The sequence below is a fragment of the Streptomyces sp. NRRL S-337 genome, from assembly GCF_000720175.1.
GTDB lineage: Bacteria > Actinomycetota > Actinomycetes > Streptomycetales > Streptomycetaceae > Streptomyces > Streptomyces siderophoricus.
The window spans coordinates 54084-70880 of the sequence record NZ_JOIX01000039.1; the positions used below are offsets into that span (position 1 = coordinate 54084).

A 16797-nucleotide genomic window follows, 5' to 3' on the forward strand; every position below is an offset into this window, starting at 1 on the left:
TGCGCGTCCCTAGCCGTTGGTGACGTCCGCGCGGCGTCGCGGCAGGGCGAGCAGCATCAGCACGATGCCGGCCAGCAGCACTCCCGAGCCGACCTGGAAGGCCAGCCCGTAGCCGTCCGCCAGGGCCGCCTTCGCGCCGTGGCCCGCCTCGATGCGGGAGGCGGCGACGGTGGACAGGATCGACAGGCCCAGGGCGCCGCCCATCTGCCGGGAGGTGTTGATCAGGCCGGAGACCAGGCCCTGGTCGGCCGGGTCGGCGCCGGAGGTGGCGATGGCGGCGACCGGGGTGGCGGTCAGACCCGCGCCCAGGGCCATCAGGATGCCGGGACCGAGGATGGTACCGAGGTACGTTCCGTTGACGTCCATCGTGCCCTGCCAGACCATGCCGGACGCGGAGATCACCGCACCGGTGACGGCCAGGGTCTTGGCGCCCAGCCGGTTCATCAGCCGCGGCCCGATCTTGGACCCCAGGACGATGGACAGCGAGTGCGGGATGAAGGAGAGCCCCGCCTGCAGCGGCTTGTAGTCGAGCACGTTCTGGACGTAGAGCGACAGGAAGTACCACATCGAGAACATCGCGGCGCCGGCCAGCACCATCGCCGCGTTCGCCGAGGACACCGAGCGCAGCCGGAACAGCCCCAGCGGCATCAGCGGCGCCTTGGCCCGCGCCTCGACGGCGAGGAAGGCCGCGATCACGAGCAGCCCGGCGGCCAGCGGCAGCAGCGCGGACGCCGACGCCCAGCCGTCCGTCTCGGTCTGCACGATCCCGTACGCGACGAGCCCCAGCCCGCCGGTCACCAGCAGCGCACCGGGCACGTCGAGCCGTCGGGCCGCGCCCTGCCGGCTCTCGGTGAGCCACAGCACCGCGCCGGTCAGCACCAGCGCGCCGACCGGCACGTTGATCAGCAGCACCCAGCGCCAGGACAGGTACTCGGTGAGCACCCCGCCGACCAGGCCGCCCACCGCGCCCCCGCCGGCGCCGACCGCGGTCCAGGTGGCGATCGCGCGGGTCCGGGCCGGGCCGGCCGGGAACGACGTGGTGAGGATGGTGAGGGTGGCCGGCGAGAGCACCGCGGCGCCGACGCCCTGGACCGTACGCGCCGCGATCAACTGCCAGGGCTGCTGCGCCAGGCCGCCCCCCAGGCTCGCGACGGTGAACAACGCCAGCCCGAGGACGAAGATCCGCTTACGGCCGAAGAGGTCGGCGGCCCGGCCGCCGAGCAGCATGAAGCCGGCGAAGGTGATCACGTACGCGTTGACGATCCACTGCAGGCCCAGCTCGCTCAGCCCCAGACCTGTCCGCATGGCAGGCAGCGCCACGTTCACCACGGAGACGTCCAGGACGACCAGGAACTGTCCGGCGCACACCAGCAGCATCACCAGCCAGGCCGGTGCGGCGCTCCGGCGGGAGGCCGTGGACAGGGTGGCGGACTCGGCTATCGGGGGCATGCGGACCATGCTCGCATCCGCCCCACACCCGCGCATCGGAATATGGGTGCATACACCACCTGACCGGGGACCTAGGTCGGTGGGCGGAGGGGCTGGGGGAGGAAGGGGCGGGGGGAGGGGTGGGTCCCGTAGGGGTTGGGGGCGGCGGTCCCCTAACGACTTGGGCGGCTATTGGTGTTCGGATGTGTTGCCCTGGGGTCTGGCTGGTCGGTGTCAGCAGACCGTTGGGTGGACGAGCACCAGTTCGGTGCTCGGCTTGTGGCGGGTGGCCCGCTGGGCGGCGCGGTCGGAGACCAGGCTGGCGACGGCCCGGTGGGTGGCCGCGTAGTGCTGGCGTCTTCCCGTGAACCGCTGGAGCGGGCGCCACTGCTTGTGCTCGGCGTTGGCGTGCTCAACGCAGATCCGTCGTGAGGACTGACGTCTGCGCTGCTCGCGCCAGGCGTACCGCTCGCCAAGCGGGGCATCGTCCTTCGGCTTCTTCGGAGGGGCGGTGACCTGACCGGGAAACTCGTTCGCCAGGCCCCGGTAGCCCTCGTCGACCTCGGCCTTCACATCTGGGTGCAAACGGAATTGTTCGGCAATGCCCTCGCTGCGCATCGCGGTCTGGTCGTGCATCCGCCCAGGACGGTCGGCTCCGGACCACAGGGTGCGGCCCTGGCCATCACTGATCGTCGTGGTCTTGATCGTGTTCTGCTTCTTCTTCCCGGAGACGAACGCGCGGCGGCCGGGCCGGTGAGCCCTGGGACGGCGGACTTGGGTCTCGGTGCCGTCAATCCGCAGCGTCTTCCCCTCCGCGGCCGCGTAGGCGAACACGTCGGCCAGGGTCCGCAGCCGCAGACCGGGCCGATCGGGCACGGCGAAGCCGCGATCGGCGAGCAGCGGCCGGATCTCGCCGATGGCCTCGGTCACGGTGGAGCGGCCCACCCCATAGAGCTCGGCGAGCGCGGCGTGCGGGAGCTGGGTGCGCAGGTGGGCCAGGGTGACCAGCACTCGGTCGGTGAACACCAGCTCGTGCTTGCGTCCTGCCCCGGCGGCACGTTGCCGGTCCCCGCCCCGACGGTCACGCAAGACCGACTCCCGCCGCGCCTGCCACGGACCAGTCAACTCCTCAATCAGAATGCTGAGATGTGTGAGGGAGACGCCAGTGAAGGCAGGACGCGACAAGGCCGTGCGGGCCCACTTCGTTCTCACACGGGGAGAACCTGTGTAGCCCGCTCTCACCTCACGACCGATCTTCAACGGGCGTAGCTCTTCCTCATAGGCTGGACGGGAAGTTTGCAAGGGCGTGCCGCCTGATAGCGGGCCTCGTGAACGCGCTGATGCTCCCAAGTCAGGCCGGGGTGACCGCTTCAGCCCTCTCTGACGATCTCACCATCCTTGATCACGAGCAGTTTGGTGATGACGGCATCCTCATAGAAGCGCTCATACCCAACGTATTGACCGAAGCCTCCGCTTCTGGGTGAGCCGTCGAATTCGACGTAGTCGTAGTCGGCATGGGTAGCGAGCCAGCTGAGCAGCGGGTCGACGTTATCGAAGTCGTCGGGATGCAGCGCCTGGCGAGTCGTCAGCGCCCACCCGGGACGCGGGCCCTCTCGCCGTGCCAGCTCCGAGACCGTCGCTCCGCCGATTCTCCAGGCCGGACCCCGTTGGGCCAGCACCGGATACGGAGCGTTCTCCACTCGCCACTCGCCCTGGTCATCCAGCACCGGCTTGGAGTTGTCGTCAAGCACCACCTCGGGAAACTCACTAATGATGCAGAGCCGTTCAGGCTGCGGACCGAGGCCAAGGTGCCATCGGAGCTCGGCGACCTCGTCCGCTGACAGATCATCTTTGAGGTCGAGGGTGAGAAGGAAGTCGTAAGCGTCAGCCATCCCTGGAGGGTAGCCTCAACCACTGACATCCCGTTGGGGGAAGCTCTCCGGCCCTTTGGCACCTGGGGATGTCCATCAGCCACCGCAGCCAGGCATAGAACATCCAAGCGCGGCCAGATCCTATAACAAGAGCCAAACTCGTCTTCAATAGCCGACCGAGTCGTAAGGGTCGGGAGACCCCCCGGAAGGCCAACTACCCGCATCGGAGCGGACGTTAACGCGACACCGACGGCCGGAAGGCCAGACGGCCACACGGCCTCGCCCCCCCACGCCCCCACAACCTCACCTCCGCAGCAGCGTCACCACCGCCGCGCCGCCCAGGCCGATGTTGTGGGCCAGGCCCACGTGGGCGTCGGGGACCTGGCGGGCACCGGCCGTGCCGCGGAGTTGCCAGACGAGTTCGGCGGCCTGGGCGAGGCCGGTCGCGCCCAGGGGGTGGCCCTTCGAGATCAGGCCGCCGGACGGGTTGACCACCCAGCGGCCGCCGTACGTGGTGGCCCCGTCGGCGACCAGCTTCCCCGCCTCGCCGTCCGCGCACATGCCCAGCGCCTCGTAGGTCAGCAACTCGTTGATCGAGAAGCAGTCGTGCAGCTCGATGACGTCCACGTCCTCGATGCCGAGCCCGGACGCCTCGTAGACCTGCCGGGCGGCGGCCCGCGACATCGGCTTGCCGACGACGTCGATGCAGGAGCCGGAGGCGAAGCTCTCCTCGGTGTCGGTGGTCATCGCCTGGGCGACGATCTCCACCGCCCGGTCGGCCAGTCCGTGCGTCCGGACGAAGCGCTCGGAGGCGACCACCACCGCGGCCGCGCCGTCGGACGTCGGCGAGCACTGGAGCTTGGTCAGCGGGCGGTGGATGACCTTGGCTGCCAGCACCTCCTCGACCGTGTGGACGTCCTGGAACTGGGCGCGGGGGTTGTGCGCGGAATGCCGGTGGTTCTTGGCGCCGACCGCGGCCAGTTGCTCGGCCGTGGTGCCGTACCTCGCCATGTGCTCGCGGGCCGCGTTGCCGAAGATCTGAGCGGTGGGCGGGGTCCGCTCGAAACCGTGCGCGGCCGCCATGACGCCGTAGTGGCGGGCGACCGGGGAAGCGGCGAAATCGCCTCCCCCCGCACCGCCGCCCAGCGCGCCGCGCTTCATCTTCTCGAAGCCGAGCGCCAGCACACAGTCGTTGAGGCCCGAGGCGACGAACTGACGGGCCATCATCAGCGCGGTCGAGCCGGTGGCGCAGTTGTTGTTGACGTTGTAGACGGGGACGCCGGTCAGGCCCAGCTCGTACGCGGCGCGCTGACCGGCCGTGGACGGCTGGTGGCAGAAGCCGACCGGCACCTGCTCGACGGCGTCGTAGCCGATCCCGGCGTCCGCGAGCGCCGCCTCGCCCGCCTCCTTGGCCATGTCCCAGTACTGCCACTCGCGGGTCTCGGGCTTCTCGAAGTGCGTCATCCCTACGCCGACGAGGTACGCCGTGCCTGCCATACAGGTCCTCCTGGTGAGTCATCGGCATCGTGCAGATCGTGCAGATGGTCCAGATCGTGCGGGGGCCCGGGCCCGATGAAGGGGTGAAATCCCCTGTGGTCGGGTCAGATCAGCGGGCGGGGCTCCGGGTCGCGGGGCAGCCCGAGCAGCCGCTCGGCGACGACGTTCCGCTGCACCTGGGTGGTGCCGCCGGCGATGGTCAGGCAGCGCGACATCAAGAAGCCGTGCAGGGCGCGTTCGCCGGCGCCCTCGCGCACCGCGCCGTCCGGGCCGAGCAGTTCCAGCGCCAGTTCGGCGACCTTCTGCTGGTGCGGGGTCTGCACCAGCTTGCGGATGCTGGCGCCGGCGCCCGGTTCGAGGCCGGAGACCTGCTGGAGCGTGGTGCGCAGCGTGAGGCAGGCCAGGGCGTGCGCCTCGGCGGCCAGGGCGCCCACCCGGGCCCGTACCGAGCCGTCGAGGCCGGCGGTGCGGTCCAGGAGCGCGGTCAGTCCGGTGTCGAAGGTCAACTGGTCGGCCATGTGGACGCGTTCGTTGTCCAGGGTGGTACGGGCCACCTTCCAGCCGTTACCGGTCTCGCCGACCACCGCGTCGGCCGGCAGCAGTACGTCGTCGAAGTAGACCTCGCTGAAAAGTGCCTCGCCGGTGATCTCCTTCAGCGGGCGGACGTCGATCCCGGGGGTCTTCATGTCGACGGCGAAGAAGGTCAGCCCCTTGTGTTTGGGAGCGTCCGGGTCGGTGCGGGCGAGCAGGATGCCGTGGTCGGCCCACTGGGCGGCCGAGGTCCACACCTTCTGTCCGTTGATCCGCCAGCCGGGGCCGTCGGGGCCGTCCACCCGCTCGGCGCGGGTGCGCAGGCCGGCCAGGTCCGACCCGGCCTCCGGTTCGGAGAACAGCTGGCACCACCGCATCTCCCCGCGCAGCGACGGCATCAGATAGCGCTGCTGCTGCTCGGCGGTGCCGTGGGCGAGCAGGGAGGGCACCACCCAGGTGGCGATGCCCAGATCGCTGACGGTGACCCCGGCGGCGGCCAGTTCCTGCTGGACGGCCAGCTGCTGGACGGGGCCGGCGCCGAGCCCGTAGGGCGCAGGGAGGTGCGGTGCGGCGTATCCGGTGGGGGCCAGCTCGCGGCGGACGGCCGCGGGGTCCAAGCCGCGCACCCGGTCGATGACCTCGCGGGCCTCGGCGCGGAACTGCTCGGCGGCGGCCGGGAGTTCGAGGCGCAGCGGGCGGCGGGCGCCGTCGACGGCATAGGCGGCGGCGCGCAGCCGGTGGGTGTCGCCGGCGCCGAGCAGCTGGCGGGCCACGGTCGCCCGGCGCAGGTGCAGATGGGCGTCGTGTTCCCAGGTGAAGCCGATGCCACCGAGGATCTGGATGCAGTCCTTGGCGCAGCTGAAGGCGGCGTCGAGGGCGGTGGCGGTGGCGAGGGCGGCGACCAGCCCGCGGACCTCGGGCGGCTCGCGGTGGGCGCGGGCCGCGTCCCAGACCAGGGCGCGGGCCTGTTCGCAGCGGACGAGCATGTCGGCGCAGAGGTGCTTGACGGCCTGGAACTGGCCGATGGGGCGGCCGAACTGCTCGCGGACCCGGGCGTGTTGGGTGGCGGTGGCGAGGGCCCAGGCAGCCGTCCCGCAGCTCTCGGCCGCGTACAGCACCCCGGCCAGGTCGCGGACGAGCGCGGCGTCGATCGCCACCAGCCGGTCCGCGGGCACCGGGACGCCGTCCGCCCGGACCTCGGCGGTGGGCCGGGTCGGGTCGGCGCCGTCCTGGACGCGTACGGTCAGCGCCGCGGCGTCGACGGCGAGGTGGACGGTCCCGGTGGGGGCCCGCGCGGCGAGCACGAGGAGGTCGGCGTCGGCCCCGGCGAGGACCGGCGGCGCGGTGCCGTCGAGGCGGTAACCGTCGGGCACCCGGGTGGCGGTGAGCGTGCCGGGGCCGAGCGCCACGGCGCCGATCAGCTCGCCGGTGGCGAGGGCCCGTACGAGGTGCCGGTGCGCGCCGCCGTGGTGGAGCAGCGCGGCGGCGAGAACGGTGGGCAGGTACGGGCCGGGGAGTGCGGCGCGGCCCAGTTCCTCAAGGACCACGGCGAGGTCCAGGAGATCGCCGCCGCCCCCGCCGTCGGCCTCGGGGAGGTGGAGGCCGAGCAGGCCCTGGGCGGCGAGGCCGTCCCAGTGGGCGGGGCGCCCGGGGCGGGCGGGTGCGCTGTCGAGGAGTGTGCGGACCTCTTCGGGCGGTACGGCCCGGCGGGCCCAGCCGCCCGCCGCCTCGGCCAGGTCGCGGTGGTCCGGTGTGATTCCGATGCCCATGCGGGGCAGACTAGAACACGTTCCAATCTGACGGAAGGTCAGGTGGGTCGGAATGTTCCGCCCGGCGGAACCCGGCGAGGGCGCCGCGGGGAACGGCCCGGCGGCGGACAGGAAACGGTCCGGTGAATTCCGGTACGGAATGCCATTCGCCCGCCCGACGGTTTCCCGCGCCGGCGGTTTCCCTCCCGGCGGTTTCCACCCCCGCGGGTCCCGCACCTTTCCCGTTTCCGGACATCCGGGAAACGTCCGGCGATAAACCGGCGGGAGCGGCCGGAAATCCGCCCGCGCGACTCCCCCGCACCGCCCGGCCGGCCGGAAAGCCGCACGAAATGCGAACCCCCGCACGGCCACCTCCGGCCCGTACGGCACGATGAGCCCTCCCACCGCACCACCAGGAGGAAGCCATGTCCGCTCCCACGGCGCCGACCGCCCCGCAGCCGGAGATCCTCGCCGCGTTCGAGGCGGCGAAGGGCTTCATGCCCGTGGACGAGGGGCTCGCGCTGTACGCGGCGGCGGCCGGGGCGGCGCGGCTGGGGCTGCCGCTGGTGGAGGTCGGCACGTACTGCGGCCGGTCGACCCTGCTGCTCGCCGACGCGGCGCGGGCCGCCGGGGTGACGGCCGTCACGGTGGACCACCACCGGGGCAGCGAGGAGCAGCAGCCCGGCTGGGACTACCACGACCCGTCCGTCGTGGACCCCGAGGTCGGCCGGATGGACACCCTGCCCACGTTCCGCCGGACCCTGCACGCGGCCGGACTGGAGGACCACGTGATCGCGGTCGTGGGCCGTTCCCCGCAGGTCGCGGCCGTGTGGGGGCGGCCGGTCGGGCTGGTCTTCATCGACGGCGGGCACACCGACGAGCACGCCACCGCCGACTACGAGGGCTGGGCGCCGCACGTGGCGCAGGACGGGCTGCTGGTCATCCACGACGTGCACCCGCACCCCGAGGACGAGTTCACCGGCCAGGCGCCGTACCGGATCTATCTGCGCGCACTGGCCTCCGGGGCGTTCACCGAGGTCTCGGCGCAGGGGACGCTGCGGGTGCTGCGGCGCACCGGCCCCGGCAGCTGATCCGGGCCGCGGGCTACCATCGCGGAGATGTCGAACGGCAGCACCTTCCCCCCGCCCCGCCGCCGGCGCGGCACCGTACTCCTGGTGCTGGCCGCCGTGGCCCTGGTCACCGTCGGCGGCTGGCTGTTCTGGCGGCAGGCGGGCGGCCACGGCGGCCCGACGGCCCGGGACGGCTCGCCGGCGCCCGGCCGGACGGCGGGCAGCGACCACGGCGGCGGCAGCGGCACCGGCGGCGCCCCGGACGGGCGTACGGGCCACGGCGCCACCCCTCGTCCGGACGGCAAGGGCGATCCGCACGGCAGCCTCAAGGGCAAGACCGTGCTGATCGACCCCGGGCACAATCCGCACAACAGCCGGCACACCGGGCAGATCGCCCGGCTGGTGAACATCGGCACCGCACGCAAGGAGTGCGACACGACCGGCACCGCCACCAACGGCGGCTACCCGGAGGCGTCGTTCACCCTGGACGTGGCCCGCCGGGTCCGCACCCTCCTGGAACACCAGGGCGCCAAGGTCGTCCTCACCCAGGACGGCGACCGGTCGTACGGGCCGTGCGTGGACGAGCGGGCGGCGATCGGCAACAAGGCGCACGCGGACGCCGCGGTCTCCGTCCACGCCGACGGCTCGGCCGCCGGCAACCGCGGCTTCCACGTCATCCTGCCCGCCCGGGTCACCGCCGGCCCGGCGGACACCACCGCGATCACCGGCCCGTCGCGGCAGCTGGGCGAGCGGCTGGCCGACCGCTTCCGGGCGGTAACCGGAAGTTCGCCGTCCAATTACATCGGCGGCGGCACCGGACTGGACGTCCGCGGCGACCTCGGCGGGCTCAACCTCTCCACGGTGCCGAAGGTGTTCATCGAGTGCGGCAATATGCGCGACCCCAAGGACGCCGCGCAATTGACCGACGGAGGGTGGCGGCAAAAAGCGGCTCGTGGGATCACCGAGGGCATTACGGACTTCCTGACGCGCTGACCACCTACGACGTCCGCGGCCCCGGCCGATAACGCATCGAAACCAACAGGCCGACCCGCCGGATTCGGCGATAGGTTCCCCTTTACGATGGGTGGTCACCGCCGTGCCTCGCACCGCGCGCACCGCGACAGCGACGAATAGACCACGAAAGAGACAAAGGACCCTTACGTGAACATCCGCTCCCTCACTAGAGGCGACGGCGTGGTGATCGGAGCAGCGGTGTTGCTGTTCATCGCCTCGTTCCTCGGCCTCACCGGCGCCCCGGACTGCACCGGCCCGCTCGCCAAGTACTGCGAGGCGCAGGACTACAGCAGCTCCAACGCCTGGAGCTCGGTCTCCGTGCTCATGAGCCTGTTCCTGGCCGGTGTGATCGGCGCGGCGATCATCGTCATCAGCCGTGCGCTGCCGCAGCCGCGCAAGATCGCCGGTCTGGACCTCGGCCAGTTCGGCGTGGCGCTGACCATCTTCGCGGCGTGGACGGCGTTCTGGGACATCATCGACACCCCCAGCGCCGGCGCCGGCCTGATCGTGGGTCTGATCGCCGCGCTGGTGCTGGCCGGCGGCGCGGTCGCCGGTCCGCTCGTGCCGGCGCTGAAGGCCGAGCTGATCGGCGCGCCCACGCCGCCGGCCGCCCCGTACGGCGCGGGCCCCAACCCGGGCTACGGCTACCCCGGCGCCCAGCAGCAGGCGGCGGGCCAGGGGTACGGCTACCCGGGCCCGGGCGGCCAGCAGCAGACCGGCCAGATGCCCGGTCAGCCGGCGGCCGACGCCACGGCCGGCGGCGCGGCGGGCGCGACCCCCGCGGCCGGCGCCTCGGCGGACTTCGCCCCGTTCTGGTTCGCGGTCCCGGTCGCCCGCCCGCTGTACGGCGAGGACGGTTCGCCCTCGCCGATCGCCGAACTGGCGCCCGGCACCTGGTACCTGGCGGTGGAGCAGCGCGGCCAGGCGCTGATCGCGCAGACCCAGGACGGCCGGCGCGGCGTCCTGCAGGACACCACCGGCATCCAGCGGGGCTGACCCGCCGCCCACCGTCCCCCAGCGGTCCTTCCACGGCCCCTCGCCTTCCGGCGGGGGGCCGTTGCGCTGCCCGCACACCGGCCGTACAGTGCGCCGCACCACAGCTGACTGACTGAGCGTCAGTTACCTGGCTCATGCGGCGCGGACAGTCCCGTACGGAGAGAGGCGGTCACCATGCGACTCGGTCTGGCACTGGGCTACTGGGGCCGCGGCCCCGACCCCCGGCACCTCGAACTCGCCCGCGAGGCCGAGCGCCTGGGCTACGACTCGGTGTGGACCGCGGAGGCGTGGGGCTCGGACGCGTTCACCGCCCTGACCTGGATCGCCGCGCACACCTCGCGGATCAAACTCGGCACCGGCATCGTGCAGATGGCCGCCCGTACGCCCACCGCCACCGCCATGCAGGCGCTGACGCTGGACCATCTGTCCGGGGGCCGGATGCTGCTGGGCCTGGGGCTGTCCGGGCCGCAGGTCGTCGAGGGGTGGTACGGGCGGCCGTTCCCCAAGAGCCCGCTGGCCGCCACCCGCGAATACGTGGACGTGGTCCGCCAAGTGCTGCGCCGCGAGGGACCGGTGCGGTCCGACGGGCTGTTCCATCCGCTCCCCTACCGCGGCCCGGACGGCACCGGCCTGGGCAAACCGCTCAAGCCCATCACCCACCCGCTGCGCGCCGATCTGCCCCTCCTGTTGGGCGCGGAGGGGCCCAAGAACATCGCGCAGACCACCCGGATCGCGGACGGCTGGCTGCCGCTGTACTGGTCGCCGCGGCGCGCCGACGTCTACGCGGCGTCGCTGGCCGACGCTCCCGAGGGCTTTCTGATCGCCCCCATGGCGCGCGCCGTGGTCTGCGACGACGTCGCCGAGGGGCTGCTGCCCGTCAAGGCGATGCTCGGCTTCTACATCGGTGGGATGGGCCATGCGGCCAGGAACTTCCATGCCGATCTGATGGCGCGGATGGGATACGAGGCCGAGGCGCGGCGGATCCAGGAACTGTTCCTCCAGGGCCGCAAGGAGGAGGCGGTGCTGGCCGTACCGGACGCCTTCGCGGACGAGATCTCGCTGGTCGGCCCGCGCGAACGGATCGCACAGCGGCTGGAGTTGTGGCGTACGGGCCCGGTCACCGACCTCCTGGTGACGGCGCCGGACCCGCATACGCTACGGGTGCTGGCCGAGCTGAACTCCTAACGGCCCGGCCGGCCGCTCACCCGAAGCTCGCCCACTGGAGCCACTGGTCGAGCACCGCACGCTCGCCCAGCACCTCCACCCGGTCGCTGTCGGCGGGCAGCCTGCGGTAGAGGACCAGGAGGGCGTCGGTGAGGCTGCCGCGCAGCGCGACCGCCGCCTTCTCGTGGGTGCGGCGGTGGGTGGGCGCCTCCCCCGTGAGGTCGAGCAGCCACTCGGCGTCCAGCTCGGGCGGGGCGTCGGTGGCATGGACGTGGATCGTCCGGCCGGGGCCGAATGCCTCGCGGCCGCGCTCGGCGAAGCGGGCCACCACCATCGGCAGTTCGCTGATCTGCAGCCACTCCTCCAGACAGTCCGCGGCGACCGGCGCCGGGAGGTCGAAGGGGACGCCGGCGGTCAGCGCGGCGTCGGCGCGGTGGATGACCGTCTCATGGACCATCCGGCGGGCCCAGAACCCCGCGTGGTGGGCCGTCGTCCAGCTCCACACCTTGGTATCGGGCCCGGCTTCCCGCAGCGCGGCCACGGTCTGCTCGACGCCCGCCGCCAGCCAGGCGTCCAGCGCCGCCGCGTCCTCGCCCTCGGGCCCGTCGCCCTCGGGGACGTCCGCATCGTCGACGTTCTCCGAGGCGCGGGTGGCGACGAGCGTGCCGACCCAGCGATGCGCACCCCCGACGTGCCGGGCGAGATCGGCGAGCGTCCAGTCGGGGCAGGTCGGCACGGTCGCCGAGAGATCGGCGCTGCGCACGATCTTCCGGAACCCGGCGGTCTCGGCCAGGAGTTGGGCGCAGTATTCCTCGTGGGTGAGGGAGCCTTGAAGAGTCATGGGCCGCACAGTAGTGCGCATCGCGGACCCGGGGCGTCCTCTTTGCCGGCGCGCCGGGTCCGCTGATGCCGTGCGGCCCACGGCCGCGCCGCGCCTATCGGCAGCAGTCCGGGTCGAGCCCCGTCGGCAGCCCCTCGCCGCCGAACACGAGGGTGGTCGCCTCGTCGCCGCCCACGGCCGCCACCGCGAGCAGCAGCGAACCGGCCGTCCAGGAGGTGCGTTCGCGCGGCCAGATCGCCTCGTCGTCGAAGACGTAGCCGGTCCAGTACATGCCGTCCTCGGCACGCAGGTGCTGGATCCACTTGAGGATCGCGACGGCCCGTTCGGACTCCCCCATCGCCCACAGCGCGAGCGCCAGTTCCGCGCTCTCGCCGCCGGTGACCCAGGGGTTGGGCAGTACGCAGCGCACGCCCAGGCCGGGCACCACGAAGCGGTCCCATTCGGCGTCGATCCGGTCCCGGGCCGCCTGGCCGCGGACCGCGCCGCCGAGGATCGGGTAGTACCAGTCCATGGAGTAGCGGGCCTTGTCCAGGAACCGCTCGGGATGGCTGCGTATCGCGTGGCCGAGCCGGCCGGCCGCCAGCTCCCAGTCCGGCTGCGGCTCCTCGCGCTGTTCGGCGAGCGCCAGCGCGCAGCGCAGCGCCTGGTAGATGGAGGACGAGCCGGTCAGCAGCGCGTCGCGGACCGGGGTGCCGTCGTCCTCCCGCTTCCAGCCGATCTCCCCGCCGGGCTGCTGCAGTTCGAGGACGTACTCGATCGCGGAGTGGACCGCGGGCCACATCCGGTCGAGGAAGGCCTCGTCGCCGGTGGACAGGTAGTGGTGCCAGACGCCGACCGCGATGTAGGCGCAGAAGTTGGTCTCCCGGCCGCGGTCGGTGGGCGCCTCGGCGTCCCCGTCGGCGTAGGCCGCGTACCAGGACCCGTCCGGGTTCTGGTGCCGCACCAGCCAGTCGTACGCGGCCTCGGCGCGCTCGTGTTCGCCGGCCGCGTCCAGGGCCATGGCGGCCTCGGTGTGGTCCCACGGGTCGAGGTGGTGGCCCCGGAACCACGGGATGGCGCCGTCCGTGCGCTGGGTCGCGAGGATGCCCTCGACCGTACGGGCGGCCTCTTCGGCGGTGAGCACCCCCGGCAGGACGAGCCGTTCGGTACGCCCGGGACTCGTCACTTGGCGGCCCCGGCGGAGGACTTGGCGGATGCCTTGGCGGTGGACGTGGCGGCCTTCCGGGCGCGGGCGGCGGGCCGGGCGGCCGGTTCCGGCGTCTCGGCGGGCGCGCCCGCCTCATCGGCGGCGGGCGCCTCGGGCAGGTGCGGCTTGGTGGCGTAGACGACGAAGCTCTTGCCGATGACGGGGTTGAGGGCCCGCTCGGCGAGCCGGGTGGCGAGCGGCTTCTTCATGATGTCCCAGACCAGCAGCTTGTGGTACGCCTGCACCGGCAGCGCCTTGTCGTTGTCCACCCCGAAGGCGCACTTGAGCCACCAGTAGGGGCTGTGCAGCCCGTGGGCGTGGTGCGTGCCGTACGGCTCCAGGCCGGCCTCCCGCATCTTGCCGAGGAGTTCGTCGCCCCGGTAGATACGGATGTGGCCACCCTCGACCTCGTGGTAGGCGTCGCTGAGCGCCCAGCAGATCTTCTCCGGGCCGTAGCGCGGCACGGTGACGGCGATCCGGCCGCCGGGGCGCAGCACCCGCACCATCTCGGCGAGCACGCCCTTGTCGTCGGGGATGTGCTCCATCACCTCGGAGATGATGACGACGTCGAAGCTGTCGTCGGGGAACGGCAGGGCCAGCGCGTCGCCCTCCATGGCGGTGGCGGACGCGCCGGCCGGGGCCTCGCCCGCCTCCTTCATCGCGGCGAACCACTTGGCGACCTCGCGGATCTCGTCGCCGTTCTGGTCGAGGGCGACGACCTGCGCACCGCGCCGGTAACACTCGAAGGCGTGCCGGCCGGCGCCGCAGCCCAGGTCGAGCACGCGGTCGCCGGGAGCGAGCGGGAATCGGGAGAAGTCGACGGTCAGCACGGCGTTCTGCTTTCGTCCGGCGGTGGGTGGCGGTGGTGCGGCAAACGGCGGCGGACCGCCCGGGAGGCGGCGCCGGTGAGGTGACGGAGCTATCTGCGGGCGGCGGACCGGCTGCCCTGGAGGGCGATGGCCTCGCGGTAGCGCTCGGCGGTGCCGAGGGCGGCCTGGCGCCAGGTGAAACGGGCCAGCACCCGCTCCCGGCCGGCCGTGCCCAGCCGGCGGCGCAGCTCCGGGTCGCCGAGGAGGCGCAGCAGCCCGGCCGCCAGCGCACCGGCGTCGCCCGGCGGCACCGCCAGACACGTCTCGCCGTCCGGCCCGGCGACCTCCGGGATGGCGCCGCCGGTGGTGGCGAGCAGCGGGGTGCCGGTGGCCATCGCCTCGGCGGCGGGCAGCGAGAACCCTTCGTAGAGGGAGGGCACACAGGCGATCTGGGCACTGCGTACGAGGTCGACGAGTTCGGGGTCGCTGATGCCCTTGACGAACTCGATGGCACCGGCCAGCCCGAGTCGTTCGATGGCGGCGGCGACCGGTCCGTCGTCGGCGCGCTTGCCGACGACCACCAGATGGGCGTCGGGGTTCTCGGTGCGCACCTTGGCGAGCGCCTCGACGAGGTGGATCAGGCCCTTGAGGGGGACGTCGGCGCTGGAGGTGGTGACGATCCGGCCCGGCACCTCGGCGACGGACGCGTCCGGCGAGAAGAGGTCGGTGTCGGCGCCGATGGGGACCACGTGGATCCGCTCGGGGTGGACCCCGAGGTCGTCGACGATCTCCTGGCGGGACGAGCCGGAGACGGTCAGCACGGACGGCAGCCGGCGGGCGACCCGCTTCTGCATCCGGGTGAAGCCGTACCAGCGGCGGACCGAGGCGCGGCGCTTCCAGTCCGTGGCGGCGGCCAGGTCGAGCCGGCGGTCGACGGTGATGGGGTGGTGGATCGTGGTGACCAGCGGGGCGCCGAGCGCGCCGGGGCCGCCGAGCAGGCCGTAGCCGAGGGTCTGGTTGTCGTGGACCACGTCGAACTGGCCGCGGTGGGCCGCGAGATGCCGCCGGGCGCGCAGCGAGAAGGTCAGCGGCTCGGGGAAGCCGCCGGTCCACATCGTGCCCACCTCAAGGGCGTCGATCCAGTCGCGGTACTCGCCGCGCTTCGGCGTGCGGAACGGGTCCGGCTGGCGGTAGAGGTCCAGGCTCGGCAGCTCGGTCAGCCGCACGCCCTCGTCGAGGACCGGGTAGGGCTGGGCGCCGATCACCTCGACGGTGTGGCCGAGCCGGGCCAGCTCGCGCGAGAGGTGGCGGACGTAGACGCCCTGACCGCCGCAGAACGGGTTCCCCTTGTACGTGAGCATCGCGATGCGCAGGGGGCGCCCGTGGTTCTCGGCGGTGGTGGGCGCGGTGCGCTCCGGGCGCCCGTGGTCCTCGGGGGTGGTGGCCGAGGAGTCCCCGGCAGGGCGAGGCGCGGCTGCCTGAACGGCCTCTGCGGTCACGCTCGGCCCCCTTCTCACTGGACTTTCGCCGGAGCGTAACCGCTGGCGGTAATCTAGAACAAGTTTCAGAACTGCTGGGCTACTGATCAGTTCACCGAGCTTCGAATCTACCGGCCGAGAACGATGCGAAAAGAGCCGCACCAGGTGATTCGCGCCACCACCCGACCCCCTGCCATGCTGTGCCGGTCGCGGCAGCGGCACTCACCACATCGCGGACAGAACGCCACGGACGGCCACGGAACAGCCATGGAATGGGAACAATGACTACGGAATCCAAGGCAGCCAGGCCGGCGCTTCCCGCGAGTCCTCCCCTGACCGAGCGTCAGGAGGCCCGGCGCCGCCGCATCCTGCACACCAGCGCCAAACTGGCCTCCCGTGGCGGCTTCGACGCCGTACAGATGCGCGAGGTCGCCGAGTCCTCGGGCGTCGCGCTCGGCACCCTCTACCGCTACTTCCCGTCCAAGGTGCACCTGCTGGTCGCCACCATGCAGGACCAGCTCCAGCACATGCACGAGACGCTGCGCAAGCGCCCGCCGTCCGAGCAGGACCCGGGCGCCCGGGTCGCCCAGACCCTGATGCGGGCGTTCCGCGCCCTGCAGCGCGAACCGCACCTCGCGGACGCCATGGTCCGCGCCCTGACCTTCGCCGACCGCTCGGTGAGCCCCGAGGTCGACACGGTCTCCCGGCTGACCACGGCGATCATCCTCGACGCGATGCGCCTGGACGGCCCGCCCACCCCCGAACAGCTCTCCGCGGTCCGCGTCATCGAGCACACCTGGCACTCGGCCCTGATCACCTGGCTCTCCGGCCGCGCCTCGATCGCCCAGGTCAAGATCGACATCGAAACGGTCTGCCGATTGATCGACGTGACGTCACCGGGGGCGGGGTCGGAGGCAGGGGTAGGGGCCTGAGGCAGAGGGGGCTGAGGGGGCCGGGTCGGGCCGCGGGAGGGGGCCAGGCCGGGCCGCGGGAGGGGGCCAGGCAGCGGGGCCAGGCCGGGCCGGGCCGCGACAGGTGCCCGGACCGACGCCGACGCCGGACGCGTTAACTCCGCCTCCCCCTCGGGTAGTTGGCTCCGCAAGGGGCCCGTACGACCCTTAAGGGCTGTCTCTTATACACATCTGACGCTGCCGACGAAGAGGA

The 16797-nt window shown here is 72.6% G+C and carries 14 protein-coding genes; 5 read left to right on the forward strand and 9 right to left on the reverse strand.

What is annotated here, in order from left to right; all coding sequences use genetic code 11:
- Positions 1 to 9: 9 nt before the first annotated feature.
- From IG62_RS0125115 to IG62_RS0125135, 5 genes are all read right to left on the reverse strand, one after another.
- The gene (locus IG62_RS0125115; RefSeq protein WP_030807552.1) at positions 10 to 1458 is read right to left on the reverse strand and encodes an MFS transporter; all 1449 of its coding nucleotides are present in this window, start codon (positions 1456 to 1458) and stop codon (positions 10 to 12) included.
- Positions 1459 to 1662: 204 nt separating this feature from the next.
- Entirely contained in the window at positions 1663 to 2640 is a 978-nt protein-coding gene (locus tag IG62_RS0125120) for a transposase family protein (protein WP_199812522.1), read from the reverse strand.
- A 158-nt stretch (positions 2641 to 2798) separates the two neighbouring features.
- The gene (locus tag IG62_RS0125125; RefSeq protein WP_051798541.1) at positions 2799 to 3320 is read right to left on the reverse strand and encodes a hypothetical protein; all 522 of its coding nucleotides are present in this window, start codon (positions 3318 to 3320) and stop codon (positions 2799 to 2801) included.
- A 282-nt stretch (positions 3321 to 3602) separates the two neighbouring features.
- Positions 3603 to 4796, reverse strand: a complete 1194-nt coding sequence (locus IG62_RS0125130; protein ID WP_030807559.1) for a lipid-transfer protein — start codon at positions 4794 to 4796, stop codon at positions 3603 to 3605.
- A 104-nt stretch (positions 4797 to 4900) separates the two neighbouring features.
- Positions 4901 to 7096, reverse strand: a complete 2196-nt coding sequence (locus IG62_RS0125135) for an acyl-CoA dehydrogenase (protein ID WP_030807561.1) — start codon at positions 7094 to 7096, stop codon at positions 4901 to 4903.
- A gap of 404 nt (positions 7097 to 7500) precedes the next feature.
- On the opposite strand from IG62_RS0125135, the gene IG62_RS0125140 reads away from it, so the two are divergent.
- The 4 genes from IG62_RS0125140 to IG62_RS0125155 all read left to right on the forward strand — a co-directional run bounded on the left by IG62_RS0125140 (position 7501) and on the right by IG62_RS0125155 (position 11340).
- Positions 7501 to 8166, forward strand: coding sequence for a class I SAM-dependent methyltransferase (locus IG62_RS0125140; protein WP_030807564.1), 666 nt, complete (start codon positions 7501 to 7503; stop codon positions 8164 to 8166).
- Positions 8167 to 8193: 27 nt separating this feature from the next.
- On the forward strand, positions 8194 to 9138 hold the full coding sequence (locus tag IG62_RS0125145; RefSeq protein WP_030807566.1) for an N-acetylmuramoyl-L-alanine amidase: 945 nt from the start codon (positions 8194 to 8196) through the stop codon (positions 9136 to 9138).
- A gap of 168 nt (positions 9139 to 9306) precedes the next feature.
- Positions 9307 to 10155, forward strand: coding sequence for a DUF5336 domain-containing protein (locus IG62_RS0125150; RefSeq protein WP_030807568.1), 849 nt, complete (start codon positions 9307 to 9309; stop codon positions 10153 to 10155).
- Between the two features lie 174 nt (positions 10156 to 10329).
- Entirely contained in the window at positions 10330 to 11340 is a 1011-nt protein-coding gene (locus tag IG62_RS0125155; protein ID WP_030807570.1) for an LLM class F420-dependent oxidoreductase, read from the forward strand.
- Positions 11341 to 11356: 16 nt separating this feature from the next.
- Here IG62_RS0125155 and IG62_RS0125160 read toward each other — a convergent pair whose 3' ends face one another.
- From IG62_RS0125160 to IG62_RS0125175, 4 genes are all read right to left on the reverse strand, one after another.
- On the reverse strand, positions 11357 to 12160 hold the full coding sequence (locus tag IG62_RS0125160; protein WP_030807572.1) for a maleylpyruvate isomerase family mycothiol-dependent enzyme: 804 nt from the start codon (positions 12158 to 12160) through the stop codon (positions 11357 to 11359).
- A gap of 94 nt (positions 12161 to 12254) precedes the next feature.
- The gene (locus tag IG62_RS0125165) at positions 12255 to 13325 is read right to left on the reverse strand and encodes a prenyltransferase/squalene oxidase repeat-containing protein (RefSeq protein ID WP_030807574.1); all 1071 of its coding nucleotides are present in this window, start codon (positions 13323 to 13325) and stop codon (positions 12255 to 12257) included.
- Positions 13322 to 14176, reverse strand: a complete 855-nt coding sequence (locus IG62_RS0125170; RefSeq protein WP_030807576.1) for a class I SAM-dependent methyltransferase — start codon at positions 14174 to 14176, stop codon at positions 13322 to 13324. Before IG62_RS0125170 ends, IG62_RS0125165 begins: the two co-directional genes overlap by 4 nt.
- Positions 14177 to 14265: 89 nt before the next feature.
- Positions 14266 to 15654, reverse strand: a complete 1389-nt coding sequence (locus tag IG62_RS0125175) for a glycosyltransferase family 4 protein (RefSeq protein WP_037839257.1) — start codon at positions 15652 to 15654, stop codon at positions 14266 to 14268.
- A 260-nt stretch (positions 15655 to 15914) separates the two neighbouring features.
- On the opposite strand from IG62_RS0125175, the gene IG62_RS0125180 reads away from it, so the two are divergent.
- Positions 15915 to 16565 carry a TetR family transcriptional regulator gene (locus IG62_RS0125180; protein ID WP_037839261.1) on the forward strand — a complete coding sequence of 217 codons (651 nt, stop codon included), beginning with the start codon at positions 15915 to 15917 and terminating at the stop codon, positions 16563 to 16565.
- Positions 16566 to 16797: the final 232 nt, after the last annotated feature.

Excerpts from the sequence above, each read along its gene's own strand:
- IG62_RS0125115 (WP_030807552.1), bottom strand. The coding sequence starts at position 1,458 with ATGGTCCGCATGCCCCCGATAGCCGAGTCCGCCACCCTGTCCACGGCC.
- IG62_RS0125125 (WP_051798541.1), bottom strand. The coding sequence starts at position 3,320 with ATGGCTGACGCTTACGACTTCCTTCTCACCCTCGACCTCAAAGATGAT.
- IG62_RS0125130 (WP_030807559.1), bottom strand. The coding sequence starts at position 4,796 with ATGGCAGGCACGGCGTACCTCGTCGGCGTAGGGATGACGCACTTCGAG.
- IG62_RS0125135 (WP_030807561.1), bottom strand. The coding sequence starts at position 7,096 with ATGGGCATCGGAATCACACCGGACCACCGCGACCTGGCCGAGGCGGCG.
- IG62_RS0125140 (WP_030807564.1), top strand. The coding sequence starts at position 7,501 with ATGTCCGCTCCCACGGCGCCGACCGCCCCGCAGCCGGAGATCCTCGCC.
- IG62_RS0125145 (WP_030807566.1), top strand. The coding sequence starts at position 8,194 with ATGTCGAACGGCAGCACCTTCCCCCCGCCCCGCCGCCGGCGCGGCACC.
- IG62_RS0125155 (WP_030807570.1), top strand. The coding sequence starts at position 10,330 with ATGCGACTCGGTCTGGCACTGGGCTACTGGGGCCGCGGCCCCGACCCC.
- IG62_RS0125160 (WP_030807572.1), bottom strand. The coding sequence starts at position 12,160 with ATGACTCTTCAAGGCTCCCTCACCCACGAGGAATACTGCGCCCAACTC.
- IG62_RS0125180 (WP_037839261.1), top strand. The coding sequence starts at position 15,915 with ATGACTACGGAATCCAAGGCAGCCAGGCCGGCGCTTCCCGCGAGTCCT.